We start from the raw sequence: 11,396 nt of genomic DNA on the forward strand, positions 1-11,396 counted from the left end.
CGCCGGGGCGGTTCGCTCAGTGGGTCGGGGCAACAGCGTCGACCCGGTCGCTTCGTCGGACAGCGAGGAGGGTGACGGCGGCGGCGAGCAGGGCGATGCCGGCGGTGCCCAGGAACGCCGCGGCGTACCCGCTGGTGAGGGCGGCCACGGTGTCGTGGCCCGCGGCGACGGCGCTGCTCGTCCGGCCGTTGGCCAGTGCGGCGAGGGCGGCGAGGCCGATGGCTCCACCGACCTGCTGGCTGGTGTTCACCAGACCGCCGGCGACGCCGTTGTCCGTGGCCGGCACACCGGCCACGGCGAGCGAGGTCACGGGCACGAAGGCCGCGCCGAGGCCCAGGCCGATGAGCAGGGAGGGGCCGAGGATGTCCACCAGGAAGGTGCCGTGCTGGTCGGCGAGCGAGAGCCAGCCGAGCCCGACGGCGAACGTGAGGAGGGCTCCGGTGAGGACGGTGGGCGTGGAGAGCTTCATCATCAGCGGTGCGGCCACGCCGGCCGCGACGATGAGGGCCAGGGCGAGCGGCAACTGGGAGAGGCCGGCGGTGACGGCCCCGTAGCCGAGCACGATCTGCTCGTAGAGCGAGAGGAAGTAGAACAGCCCGAGCATGGCGGCACCGACGAGGAGCATCACGGCGTTGCCGGCGCTGACGGTACGGACGGTGAACAGGCGCATCGGCACGAGGGCGTGACGGCTGCGCCGCTCGATCGCGACGAAGGTCACGAGCAGGACAGTGCTGGCGGCGAAGAGGCCGAGGACGGACGTCGAGCCCCAGCCCCAGGCATCGCCCTGGGAGAGGGCGGTGACGAGCGCGACGAGGCCGCCGGTGACGGTGAGAGCGCCGGGTAGGTCGAAGCGGGCCAACGTGAGGCGCTCGGTGGGGCGCGCCGGCTCGTCGACGTAGCGACGGATGAGGGCCAGGACGGCTGCGCCGACCGGGATGTTGACCAGGAACACCGACCGCCAGCCGAACCCGCCGGTGAGCAGGCCACCGAGGAGCACGCCGGCCGCCCCGCCGCCCGCGGCGACGGCGCCCCAGATGGCCAGTGCCTTGGTGCGTTCGGCACCCTCGGCGAACAGCGTGGTGACCAGCGAGAGCGCGGCGGGTGCGAGCAGCGCCGCGCCGAGTCCCTGCACGGCGCGGGTGCCGATGAGCACCGCTCCGGTGGGCGCGAGGCCGGCCGCCAGCGAGGCGAGGCTGAAGACGCCGACGCCGGTGACGAACAGGCGACGTCGACCGAGCAGGTCGGCCAGGCGACCTCCGAGCGGTAGCAGGCCGCCGAACGCGATGACGTAGGCGGTGATGACCCAGGCCAGGGTGCCGGGGCGCAGCGACAGGTCGGTGCCCATGTCGGGCAGGGCGATGTTCACGATGGAGGCGTCGAGTACGACCATGAACTGGGCTGCCGCGAGGAGGCCGAGGCCGGTCCAGGCGCGCCGGTCGGCACGCGGTGCGTCGGTGGGGGTCGCCCCGGGTACGGCGGTGGTGAGTGACATGTCGGAACTCCTTGTATGTGAATGGTCAGTTACATGAGTGGGCCGAAGAGAGGGCCGCGAGAGCGGCCCTCCGGGGTGCTGCGCTGCGCTAGGGCTTCCCACCTCCCTCGAACGTCTCGAGGTGACGGACGCCGTGGGTCAGGGTGCGGGCCCAGGGGCCGTCGACGTGGTCGAGGTCGGCGGTGACGATGAGATGACAGAGCTGGCCGTAGGCCACGAAGCGCTGCACCTGCTCGGGGGTGGCGTGCGATCGGTCCGAGGCGAGCTCGGTGACGCGCGCGAGACCCCGCTGCATGGCGAGCCGTACCTCGGGGATGTCGGAGGCGCTCTGGGCGTGGACCTGGAGCATGAGGAGGTCACGGTCGGCGATCAGCTCGACGTAGGCGTCGCTCATGGCGTCGAGGACCTGCTGCGGCTCACCGCCGCGCACGTGCTGCGAGCCGGCGTCCAGTGCCGCGACGATCTGCTCGAAGCAGGTCTCGATGACCGCCACGAACAGGTCGAGCTTGGTGCGGAACAGCCGGATCACGTAGCCCTGCGAGATGTCGGCGGCCGCCGCGACGTCGCTGACCGGGGTGGCGTGGTACCCGGTCTTGGCGAAGACGCGGAGAGCCTCGGTGAGCACCGTCGCGCGGCGCGCGTCGGCCGTGGATCGGCTGCGGCCGGTGGTCGTGTCCATGGATGTAAGTGAACAGTCACTTCCATCTGGTGTCAAGGGGTGTCCCGTCGTGGGTTCGCCACCGATGGTGCGGACGGGCTGGCCTATAAGCCGGGATGCGGCCCCGTCTTGGTGGTGACTAGTGTTTTCTGGTGGCTCAAGCGTTGATCGTGCGCTTTGTTGGTGGTTTCCGGTGGACTGCGGTTGACGTCGTCCGGACAGTAACCGGACGGTGAGCGCCGCTCACAGCTCGTCTGCGAAGCCCAGGCGACGAGCCGAGCGCTGACGCTTCCGAGCGGCACGCAGCCGACGGAGGCGCCGCACGAGGAGCGGGTCCACTGCCAGCGCCTCCGGGCGGTCGATGAGCTCGTTCAGGATCTGGTAGTACCGCGTCGAGGACATGTCGAACTTCTCCCGGACGGCGGCCTCCTTGGCACCGGAGTACTTCCACCAGAGACGCTCGAACGCCAACATCTCGAGGTCGCGCTCGGGCAGCTGGGACGTGTCTTCAGCGGTCACAGCGCAGGACCGTACGTCGGCGGTCTGACAGTTACGGGTTCCCTAGCCGATGTGCCAGGTGATCCCGCAGTTTCCGCAGCTTGCTTCGGTCACCCGCTGCTTGCGGGAGAGGCCCGTAGCAAGAACCGACAGCCCGGCGGTGAGGACCGCACCGGTTGCCTTCCCGCCGCTGATGCCCTGCTTCTGCTTGACCTGCCGCGTCCGCACCTTGCCCTCGACCTGGCAATGTGGGCAGACCAGCTTGGTCGCGTGAGGGGCCGACACCGGTGCCTTCGGCTTGAGCTTCGGTCGCGATGCCGTGGGCTTCGGTCCGTGTCCGGGACAGAAAGACTCCCCGTCGACACGGCTTTCGTTGCAACCAGGAACCGCGCAGCTCGCCATTGTGTGAGCGTCCCATGATGAGGCCAGTGCTGTCACGAGAATCTGCCGCCGCTTCAGACAGCGAGTCGCGCGCCGAGCAGGTGAGTGGCTTGGGTTCCGTAGTCGTTGCGGTTGAGGTCGTAGTGCTTCCTCGTGGTGCGGGGATCTTCGTGGCGGGCGAAGTCCTGCGCTTCGCGGAGGCCGACGCCGGAGTCCATGAGCAGGGTGATGGCCGCGGCGCGGAGCAGGTGCGGGTGCACACGGTCGGGCGCGAACCCAGCGCGCTTGGCGGCGACCTTCACCAGCGAGGCTGCGGTGTGGCGGTGGCACCGGCGGCCGTCGAGCGTCGTAAGCAGGGGCCCGTCGCGGCGATCACCGGCCTGGGCCTCGAGGACAGGGATCGCCTGATACGGGATCGCCATCGCCGCCGGCTTGTTGCCCTTCCCGACGAACCGCAGCACCCGGTAGCCGCCCTCCTGGTTGTAGATGTCGGGCACGTCGATCGAGCATGCCTCGCTGATCCGCATCCCCAGCATTGACAGCATCACCACTAGTGCGTGATGCCGAGGGCTGATCTCACGGGCGGCGGCCATCAGCTGGCGCAGGTCGTCGCGGTCGAAGGGCTGCTTGCGCTTCGCGGTGATCTTCGGGAGCCGTGACCCGCGGGTTGGGTCCTTGAAGATCAGGTCGTCGTAGACGGCCATGTCGTAGAAGCCTCGAACCGGTGCGAGTCGGCAATGCACAGTGCCGGTCGCGTAGCCGGCTTCGATGAGCTCACGGATGTAGAGCTCGACGTGGACGCGCTGTACGTCGTGCAGCGGGTCCAGGCCGGCCCTCAGGCACCACTGGATCCAGCAGTCGAGGTGGTAGCGGTAGTTCTGGTACGTCTGGCCGGTGTAGCGGGCGAGGAAGGCGACCCCGTGCCGGACGTAGTCCGGCTGGTCGTTGAGCATGCCCAGCATCGGGGCCAGAACGGCGCCGGTTGCGGACGGAGCGGGGTGAATGCGGGTAGCGTGCGCCACAGCGCACCTCCTGTCTACAGCAGTGAGGTGGGTCAGGCCCGGGTAGCGGTGTTGGCGCACCGTCCGGGCCGTTTTACTTGGGCATCAACAGATACTCTCCGTGGCACTTCGAGTCAACCCGCAATGCGCGGACCGGTACGCCCTCCGAACGACGACCTGGCCGTTGCAACAAGCGATCCGAAGACTGTCGGTGGTCACGCCTACCGTCCCTCGGCATGGATGCAGAGCATGGATGGAAGTGCACGTGGAGCGAGGACGGCATGACTGTTCGTTGCGGTCCAAGCCGTTCCCGACCCGAGCACCCGTCGCTGGCCGCACAGGCTCGCGCCGGCGAGGAGGATCAGTCGCAGCCGGGCTGGGACGCGCTATGAACCTCTCGGTGGCGCGTCCGCGGCGGCGTGCCGCGCGCCGGGCCCAGCGGACGGCGGCACGGCCGTGATCACGCTGTACGGCACGATCCGGACGGCGCCGGACGCCGCGACGGTCGAGGTGCAGGCGTCGGGGGAGACCTACGACGAGGCACGCGCTGCACTGGACGCTCAGGTGCCGACAGAGACGAAGCTGCTGGGGATCTCGCGCTGGCCGACAGCATGAGCGCGCACGGCGCGGACCGGGACCGGATCACGATCGCCCGGCTGGACGGCACCGCTCGGCGGCATGTGTTCGAGCGGTCACAGCAGGAGGTGGCGGTGGCTGAGCTGGTGGAGATCGCGACGGAACGGGTCCAGGGCCGTCCGCCGCGGTTGCGGGTCGACCTACTGACCATCGTGGCGGGAAGCATGCTCGGTGCACACCGGCATGCTCCGGACGTGCGGTGGGTGGAGCCGCTGGCGATCCCGCTGCTGATCGTGGCCGGCGCCGACCCGGGAGGTATGGAGCCCCATGCGGACGAGACGCTGAAGGCGCTGGGGGACGGGCGGCGCGGCGGGATCGGGCAGCCGTAGGTCGCTGGTCGGTTTCGGCCGGCGGCGGCCGGTGTAACGGCTCGGCGTGGTGGAGCGTCACCCTTGTGTCCCCCTGGACGCACGACACCGCCCCGCCCTCCGTGATGGAGAGCGGGGCGGTGTCGTGAATCCTTCGGCCTATCGCTTCGGAATGAACGCCGGCGGTCCCGGGTTGGCCCGGACGATGAAGCTGCTCAACCAGCTGTCCATAGCCTCGTCGTCAATCGAGAGCCGGAATTCGTATTGGCCTGGCGGCAGGGGAAGTGGCCCGATGTTCACGCCAAGCGACACGCGCTGCGGAGATCCGGGCGGCAACCCAGGGGGCCTACCAGTCTCAATCTGGACATCCATCGCGATCGCCGGGATCGGCTGGCCCATGGGACCTTGCTGGAACGACACGAGCTTCCCGTCCGTGTCTACCAACTCGATGTGGGCGTTGTGCTTGGTGTTCGTCTGGTCCCAGGGGCAGTCAATCAAGACGACGAGACCCATCGGAGGGGTAGGGCTCACGGTGTCGCGCCAGCCGACTCCTAGAGCACTGACTTTCCCGTCCGTAGCCTGTGCGGCGTCAGACAGGATCAGGATCCCCTTCAAGACGTCAGCGGCTGGTGGTGACGGCGGTGACGCCGGCTCCCTGGACGCTGACTACCAGCGGCTTCGGGTCAACGTAGAACTGCTGAGCTGAGCCGAGCGCCTCCGTGCGCGCGTCCGCGGGCACGACATAGTCGCTGTTGGACGTGATGGTGATAGTCATCTGATAGATCCCCTTCGCTCAGGTTCTCGCTGGCCATTCAACGAGTCGACGCTGACCAGTTTGCCCGGATTGACAATGACACAGGTGTAGTTCGGCCGAGGCTGCCGAGTCCTGAGCAGTCGAGCGCCGAAAGCGGGACGGCGGCTGCCCGCTGCGGATAGAGTCCACGGCAGCGTGATGGCGCTGATGTTGTTCTGACGAGTCCAGCGCCTCCGCGAGAGCCCGCCAGTGCAGTGCCAGCTGCCGGCGGGCTCGCTTCTTGATCAGGCAGGACGGTCAGATGCCGACGCGGAAGATCGTCAGGCGCGCCTCGCTGACGGTCTGCGTGCCCGACCCATCAGCGCCGACGTTCAGCACGACGTTGGTGCCCTTGTCGAGCCAGCGGATGTCGGTGTGCTCGATCGAGGGGTTCGTACCGCCGCCCTGGCCGTGTCCGTGCTGGACGCCCGAGTTCGTCGCCCCGAGGTCGTAGCCGACGTACACATCGCCGGCAGCGCCGGGGAACGAGGCCTGGCAGATGATGTGGTACATCCCGGACACGGGCACGTTGACGAAGGCCGGTGATGCGCTGGACCAGCAGCTCGGGTTGGACTCGTACTCGGTGCCGGAGAAGTTCAGGCTCTTCCAGCCACCTGAGCGCGGGATGGTCTGGGAGTTGGCGTAGGCCTGGGCTCCCTGCCTCGTTGGGGTGAAGCGCGGGAAGTCTCCGTCGATGAGTGATGCCGGGTCGACGAAGAGGGTGCCGTTGGGCCAGACCATCGTGCCGCCGACGTTGGTCTCCAGGTCGGCGGCGATGAAGGAGACGTTGTTGACGGTCGTGCCGTCTGCCCACTCGGAGAACAGCATGTGCTGGCTGGAGCTGGCCGCCTGGTCGAAGTCCTCCTTGTGGGTGGTCGACAGCTGGAGCCGGTTGAACTGGAGCATCCCAAGCCCGTTCACGGCCTTGAGGTGTACGCCGTGAGCGGTGCCGGCGACGAACAGCTGGCCGTAGACCTGGTTGCCGAGGAAGTTGCCGTAGAAGGCGCCGGTGGTCCCGTTGCCCTCGAGGTAGAGCAGCCCGCCGCCGTAGCCGTGGCACAGGTCCATCTGGTTGTAGATGCCGTTGATGACGCGGTAGGCGTGGTGGTCGCCGTCGTGGCCGAAGACCATGACGTTGCGCCAGTGCGACCCCTGGACGCCGCTGTCGTAGGCACCGTCCTTGGTCGGCGGCACGGCGTGGATGCCGTTGCCGGTGTCGGTGAACCGGATCGGGCTGTCGAAGAGGATGCCGAGGCCGGTGACGTGATTCGTTGAACCGGCCCCAGCCATCACCAAGCCGTGCTCACCCGAGCCGCACTGCACGATCACCGAGCCGGCGAGGTACGGCGGCACCACGGGCACGTCGATCGAGTTGAAGGACGAGATCGAGCCCCACAGTCCCGCGACGCCGTCTCCCGCGACGGCGACGTTGGCCGGGACCTGGAGCGCGGTGGTGCGCTTGTAGTAGCCCGCCGGGAAGTAGAGCGTGTCACCGGGCGCGCAGGCTGCGGCCGCGGCGTCGATGGCCGCCGTGTCGTCGGTGCCGGTACGGGCGATGGGGTCGTAGTCGCCCTTTGCGCCGAACGTCTGGACCGAGATCCGTCTTCCATATCGTGCATCAAGCCCAGCCGTGGTCTTGGGCCCCAGCTCCGGATCCATCAGCGCCGAGACGGCGTCATCGGTGGTCGCGATGCCCGAGATGGTCTCAGCTTGTGCCGCGTAGGTCTGTGCTGCGTCGCGAGCCGCGACCGCTTGGGCGGCCGGTGTTGCCACTGATGCCTGAAGATCCGCGACAAGATCCGGGATGGTGACCGTCCCGCCCTGCGATCCCGCCGTCGCGACCGCCTTGTCGAGGTCGAGAGTCCCCGAGCCGCTCGGAACCGCGACCCCAGTCAACGTGATCGTGGCGGACGCGTACTTCTTCACCCCGAGAGCCCCATACATCCAAGGCCTGAGGGTGAGGTTGTAGACGTGCGACTGCTTCCCGCCCGTCACATCGACGGGCAGACCGCCGATCAACCAGCCGGAAGAGTCCGTCACCGGCAGGGTGAACGTCTGCTCCACCCCAGGTTCGATCGAGATGACCTCAGAGTCGCCGAGCGCACCGGCTCCGGTCGCTGCCCAGGTCATGAACGGCCGGCTCGAGGTGACTGTGATGTCCATCCCATAGTCGTCTCCGGAGACGAGGCCGAAGTCCGGCCCGATCGAACACAGGCGGCTGGGAAGCCCTGAAGGCCAGGTCACTCCGACACCTCGCTGTTCTGCTTCCCGAGCTCGTCGCGGAGAATCTTCCGCAGCTCTCCGACGCGCTTCTTCGACAGACCCTTGGTCACGCCGAGCTTGGCGAGCTCGGTGATGGCAACGGCTTTGGTGTAGGTCGCGATCTCGGGGTGCGCGTTGACGATCGCTTCGACCTTGGCCGCGCCGGTGGCCGCGTCGTCGAGCGCCTCGCCGACCTTGGGTGAGATCTGCTCGACAGCCGCGATCGCTGCCTCGGTGTCGGCGGCGACCTGGGCCGGGTCAGCGTTCGGGGCGCGCCAGGTCAGGTACGCGGTCAGCACAGCGCCGACGGCGGCGAGGACGATGCCGGTCTCGCCGCCAGTGGTGATCTCGGCGAGCCCGGTCGCGGTCGTCGCGGCCAGCGCGACGTAGGCCTTCGCGTTCTCCCGGATGTGCGCGCCGGCGCGGGCGAGTGCCTTGCTCAGCTTGGTGGTGCTCATGTTCAGGCCTCCTTGGAGGATGTGATGGGCCACTCGGGCAGCTCGACGGTCTGGCCGGCGAGTCCGTGGGTGGAGTCGGTGAGGAAGTGGATCTGGCCGTCGGTCACGAAGGAGTGACAGACGATGGACTCGCCGGCGACGGCGGTGTGGTTCGGCTTGTGGAAGCCGGAGGCGCTGTCCCACTGCACGCCTCCGACCAGGACCGACGGTGTGAATGTCGGCCGCTCGAGGTCGCCGTTCCATGTCCAGGTGCCTTCGGCGATCGTGTGGGCCTCGTCGCAGCCAGGGCACCAGAACAGCACCCGGTTGCCCTCGGCCAGAGCGCCGTGGATCACGCGGCCTTCTTGGCGTGGGTCCACGTGATGTCGTCGGGGTCGCCGCGGAAGTAGTCGAGGTGCGGCCACCACTCGTCGGCCGACAGGTGCGGGTGATCCCGCGGGAGCAGCACGGCGACACCGCCGGCGGCGTGCACGGCCTTGACCCGCTTGAGCGGGTTGCCGATGTCCGAGAGCGTCTTCCAGTAGATCTCGATGCCGACCGCCGCGGCGACGCGTTCGGCGGACCGGATCAGCGCGACCAGCACCTTGTGCGGGAGCCAGTCGACGCCGTCCTTGAGCTCCAGTTCGAGGTGGGTGTAGCCGAGCTTCGCGGCGCGCCGGATGATCTGGTTGATGCGCCGGATCCGGAACCCGCCGGGCGAGCGCAGCTTGCGGACCTGGGGCCAGGTCAGGGTCCGGAGCTTCACGTTGCCCTTCACCGCGGCGGAGCGCCAGTGATCGTGGCCGGTGTCGATCCAGTGCGTGTTGATCAGCACGCCGACCAGGCCGAGGAGCAGCTGGAGGACCTTGCCGGCCTTGCAGGCGTTCACGTTGATGTCGGCGTTGGTGTAGCCGTGGTCTCGGCCGAGCGCGAGGCCGTGGAAGCCGGCGCCGCTGGGGTCGTCGTTGTGGAAGAACCGGTTGGTCCAGTCCGGGATCCGCTCGGGCGCAGCAGCCGGGTGTGCGCGCGGCGCGAGTCGGCGCGTCACCGCTTCTTCACCGCCTTGGCCTTGGCCATCGAGTCGCGGTTCTTCGCCATCGCGGCCTGTAGCTTCTTCTTCTGCGTCGGGCCGGCTACCTTCGCGGCGGCAGCGAGCAGCGCACCGTAGGCACGGCCGCCGGCCAGGGCCTTGCGGACGAGCGCGGGGCGCTGCTTCTTCGGCTTCGGCTCGGCGGGCGCAAGCTCGGGCACCCGCACACCGTTGTTGTCCTCGGTCCAGCCGAGCAGGAAGTGCGCAGGCCAGCCCGCCTCGATCGCGGTGAGCGGCACCAGCGTCCAGTGGTTGCCGTTGCCGGCGCCAGGCGCACCGGGGGACCACACCGACCAGACTCCGCCGACCCGACCGGCCCAGATCGCGACGTGCCCCGACGGCTTCCCGGTCGCCTTGGAGATGGTCTGGCCGCCGCCCCAGAAGATCCAGGCGCCGAGCGGGATCGCGGCGAGTTGCTCGTCGCTCGGACGGTTCGGCAGCGGGTGCTTGTACCGCGCGCGCTCGTAGGCCTGAGCGGCGGTCGCCGCGCCGGACCCGATGAGGTAGATGTCGTGGGCGTTGAGTTGGCAGTCGTTCGTGCCGATGTCGACCTTGCGGCGAGCGAGATCTCGGATGGTGGCGAGCACCTGTGCAGGCGTGCGGGGCATGGCTGTCTCCTCTGTTGAGTTGTTGTCGTGAAGCGTTCAGCTTCACTTCGGGGAAATGAAGGTCAGGGCTTCACGGCGTCGGTTGGGCAGTTGCGACTGGGTCGCAGGTGACAGTGCGTGTGGTGCCGTCGCTGAAGGTGAAGACGAATGTGCCGACTCCGCTGGTGCAGTCGACGGACGTGATGCTGGTTCCGGGTGCTCCATCCGCGCCCGCAGGGCCTTGCGGACCCGTCGCTCCGACTGCACCTGTGTCGCCCTTCGCGCCGGTGGCTCCGGTGTCGCCCTTGGCCCCGCTCACGCCCGAAGACCCAGCTGGCCCCGGCGCGCCGGCTGCTCCGCTCGCTCCGGTTGTCCCGTTCTTGCCCGGACGTCCTGCGATCCCGCGAGGGCCGGGCGGCCCCGAGGGTCCGATTGGCCCGACGGCGCCGGCGGCGTCTCCGCTGACGGCTGGCGAAGGCGTCACTACAGGCGTGCCACCCATCCTCCGAACCTGCTTGGCCAGCTGCTCAGCAGCATGCTGCTGGGTGACGAGCTGATCGTGCAGTTGCTGCCGGTCGGTCTGCGACTGGTCCAGGCGACTGGAGAGGTGGTCGAGCTGGTAGAGCACGAACCCTAGAAGGAGGCCGACCAGCAGCATCGAGACGAGCGGGAGGATCCAGGGGCGGCTCCGGCGGGTGCTGATCATCGCGCACCCCCACGAGCAAGGAACCAGGCGAGCAGCACGCAGGCGATCGGTATCACCATAGAAGCGAACAACCAGCGGAAGTTGCTCGAGAACTTGTCGAGCTGGTTCTGCTGCCCCTTGTCGCCGGCCTCACGCTCGCGCTTCTCCGTAGCGACGGCCTCAATCCGGTCGGCCTTCTCCTCGGCCTGTTCGCGCTCGATCGCCTTGAGCCGGTCCTCGACGCGGCGCTGCTCGGCCTGGAAGGCGTCTTGCGTCACGAGCTTGTCTAAGCGGGCGTTGGTCTGGGCGAACCCCTCCCGCATGCCGCGCTCAAGTGCCTCCAGCGTCCGCTTGAGCTCCCAGCCACCCGGTTCATCGGCCATCAGGTGGAACCCTCTCTATCTTCGGCGATGTCGGTGATCGCCTGCCCGCAGCTTCCGCATGTGACGTTCTCGACGGTGTGGGTCACGTCGTTCTGGTCGACCCATGTCAGGTCGAGCTCGATAGCGACGGCCGCCGAGCGGCATCCGTCCGTGTGGCAGGTCAAAATGGCCATCGGGTGCCCCCT

Annotated in this window: 16 protein-coding genes; 2 read left to right on the top strand and 14 right to left on the bottom strand. The window is 68.5% G+C overall.

Going from position 1 to position 11,396, the window contains the following annotated elements; translation table 11 throughout:
* Positions 1-16: 16 nt before the first annotated feature.
* The 5 genes from P5P86_RS11670 to P5P86_RS11690 form a co-directional block, all read right to left on the bottom strand.
* On the bottom strand, positions 17-1,492 hold the full coding sequence (locus tag P5P86_RS11670) for a DHA2 family efflux MFS transporter permease subunit (protein WP_280607605.1): 1,476 nt from the start codon (positions 1,490-1,492) through the stop codon (positions 17-19).
* Between the two features lie 88 nt (positions 1,493-1,580).
* Positions 1,581-2,171, bottom strand: a complete 591-nt coding sequence (locus P5P86_RS11675) for a TetR/AcrR family transcriptional regulator (RefSeq protein ID WP_280607606.1) — start codon at positions 2,169-2,171, stop codon at positions 1,581-1,583.
* 222 nt (positions 2,172-2,393) lie between these two features.
* Positions 2,394-2,669, bottom strand: coding sequence for a DUF3263 domain-containing protein (locus tag P5P86_RS11680; protein WP_280607607.1), 276 nt, complete (start codon positions 2,667-2,669; stop codon positions 2,394-2,396).
* Positions 2,670-2,711: 42 nt separating this feature from the next.
* On the bottom strand, positions 2,712-2,933 hold the full coding sequence (locus P5P86_RS11685; protein WP_280607608.1) for a hypothetical protein: 222 nt from the start codon (positions 2,931-2,933) through the stop codon (positions 2,712-2,714).
* Between the two features lie 170 nt (positions 2,934-3,103).
* The gene (locus tag P5P86_RS11690; protein WP_280607609.1) at positions 3,104-3,982 is read right to left on the bottom strand and encodes a tyrosine-type recombinase/integrase; all 879 of its coding nucleotides are present in this window, start codon (positions 3,980-3,982) and stop codon (positions 3,104-3,106) included.
* Between the two features lie 504 nt (positions 3,983-4,486).
* On the opposite strand from P5P86_RS11690, the gene P5P86_RS11695 reads away from it, so the two are divergent.
* Together P5P86_RS11695 and P5P86_RS11700 are read left to right on the top strand one after the other, a co-directional pair.
* On the top strand, positions 4,487-4,645 hold the full coding sequence (locus tag P5P86_RS11695) for a hypothetical protein (RefSeq protein WP_280607610.1): 159 nt from the start codon (positions 4,487-4,489) through the stop codon (positions 4,643-4,645).
* On the top strand, positions 4,642-4,995 hold the full coding sequence (locus P5P86_RS11700) for a hypothetical protein (protein ID WP_280607611.1): 354 nt from the start codon (positions 4,642-4,644) through the stop codon (positions 4,993-4,995). Before P5P86_RS11695 ends, P5P86_RS11700 begins: the two co-directional genes overlap by 4 nt.
* A 138-nt stretch (positions 4,996-5,133) precedes the next feature.
* Here the strand turns inward: P5P86_RS11700 and P5P86_RS20100 are convergent, their stop codons facing one another.
* From P5P86_RS20100 to P5P86_RS11740, 9 genes are all read right to left on the bottom strand, one after another.
* Entirely contained in the window at positions 5,134-5,589 is a 456-nt protein-coding gene (locus P5P86_RS20100; protein ID WP_446724906.1) for a DUF6941 family protein, read from the bottom strand.
* A 4-nt stretch (positions 5,590-5,593) separates the two neighbouring features.
* Complete coding sequence (locus P5P86_RS11705) at positions 5,594-5,749, bottom strand: hypothetical protein (protein ID WP_280607612.1); 156 nt, start codon at positions 5,747-5,749, stop codon at positions 5,594-5,596.
* Between the two features lie 276 nt (positions 5,750-6,025).
* Entirely contained in the window at positions 6,026-7,930 is a 1,905-nt protein-coding gene (locus P5P86_RS11710; RefSeq protein ID WP_280607613.1) for a glycosyl hydrolase family 28-related protein, read from the bottom strand.
* Positions 7,931-8,007: 77 nt separating this feature from the next.
* Positions 8,008-8,487: a hypothetical protein gene (locus P5P86_RS11715; protein WP_280607614.1), complete on the bottom strand. Its 480-nt coding sequence runs from the start codon at positions 8,485-8,487 to the stop codon at positions 8,008-8,010.
* Between the two features lie 2 nt (positions 8,488-8,489).
* Positions 8,490-8,822: a ubiquitination-like system serine protease family protein gene (locus P5P86_RS11720; protein WP_280607615.1), complete on the bottom strand. Its 333-nt coding sequence runs from the start codon at positions 8,820-8,822 to the stop codon at positions 8,490-8,492.
* A complete protein-coding gene (locus P5P86_RS11725) occupies positions 8,819-9,514 on the bottom strand; it encodes a hypothetical protein (RefSeq protein WP_280607616.1) in 696 nt (231 codons plus the stop codon). Before P5P86_RS11725 ends, P5P86_RS11720 begins: the two co-directional genes overlap by 4 nt.
* On the bottom strand, positions 9,511-10,164 hold the full coding sequence (locus P5P86_RS11730; RefSeq protein WP_280607617.1) for a hypothetical protein: 654 nt from the start codon (positions 10,162-10,164) through the stop codon (positions 9,511-9,513). Before P5P86_RS11730 ends, P5P86_RS11725 begins: the two co-directional genes overlap by 4 nt.
* A 681-nt stretch (positions 10,165-10,845) precedes the next feature.
* Complete coding sequence (locus P5P86_RS11735; protein WP_280607618.1) at positions 10,846-11,211, bottom strand: hypothetical protein; 366 nt, start codon at positions 11,209-11,211, stop codon at positions 10,846-10,848.
* A complete protein-coding gene (locus tag P5P86_RS11740) occupies positions 11,211-11,384 on the bottom strand; it encodes a hypothetical protein (protein WP_280607619.1) in 174 nt (57 codons plus the stop codon). Before P5P86_RS11740 ends, P5P86_RS11735 begins: the two co-directional genes overlap by 1 nt.
* Between the last annotated feature and the right edge of the window lie 12 nt (positions 11,385-11,396).

Origin of the sequence: Nocardioides sp. BP30 (genome assembly GCF_029873215.1) — a bacterium.
Lineage (GTDB): Bacteria > Actinomycetota > Actinomycetes > Propionibacteriales > Nocardioidaceae > Nocardioides.

What these genes read in the sequence shown, in the direction of transcription:
- P5P86_RS11735 (WP_280607618.1), bottom strand. Translation starts at nt 11,211, where the DNA reads ATGGCCGATGAACCGGGTGGCTGGGAGCTCAAGCGGACGCTGGAGGCA.
- P5P86_RS11670 (WP_280607605.1), bottom strand. Translation starts at nt 1,492, where the DNA reads ATGTCACTCACCACCGCCGTACCCGGGGCGACCCCCACCGACGCACCG.
- P5P86_RS11705 (WP_280607612.1), bottom strand. Translation starts at nt 5,749, where the DNA reads ATGACTATCACCATCACGTCCAACAGCGACTATGTCGTGCCCGCGGAC.
- P5P86_RS11710 (WP_280607613.1), bottom strand. Translation starts at nt 7,930, where the DNA reads ATGGACATCACAGTCACCTCGAGCCGGCCGTTCATGACCTGGGCAGCG.
- P5P86_RS11740 (WP_280607619.1), bottom strand. Translation starts at nt 11,384, where the DNA reads ATGGCCATTTTGACCTGCCACACGGACGGATGCCGCTCGGCGGCCGTC.
- P5P86_RS11675 (WP_280607606.1), bottom strand. Translation starts at nt 2,171, where the DNA reads ATGGACACGACCACCGGCCGCAGCCGATCCACGGCCGACGCGCGCCGC.
- P5P86_RS11715 (WP_280607614.1), bottom strand. Translation starts at nt 8,487, where the DNA reads ATGAGCACCACCAAGCTGAGCAAGGCACTCGCCCGCGCCGGCGCGCAC.
- P5P86_RS11690 (WP_280607609.1), bottom strand. Translation starts at nt 3,982, where the DNA reads ATGCTCAACGACCAGCCGGACTACGTCCGGCACGGGGTCGCCTTCCTC.
- P5P86_RS11730 (WP_280607617.1), bottom strand. Translation starts at nt 10,164, where the DNA reads ATGCCCCGCACGCCTGCACAGGTGCTCGCCACCATCCGAGATCTCGCT.
- P5P86_RS11700 (WP_280607611.1), top strand. Translation starts at nt 4,642, where the DNA reads ATGAGCGCGCACGGCGCGGACCGGGACCGGATCACGATCGCCCGGCTG.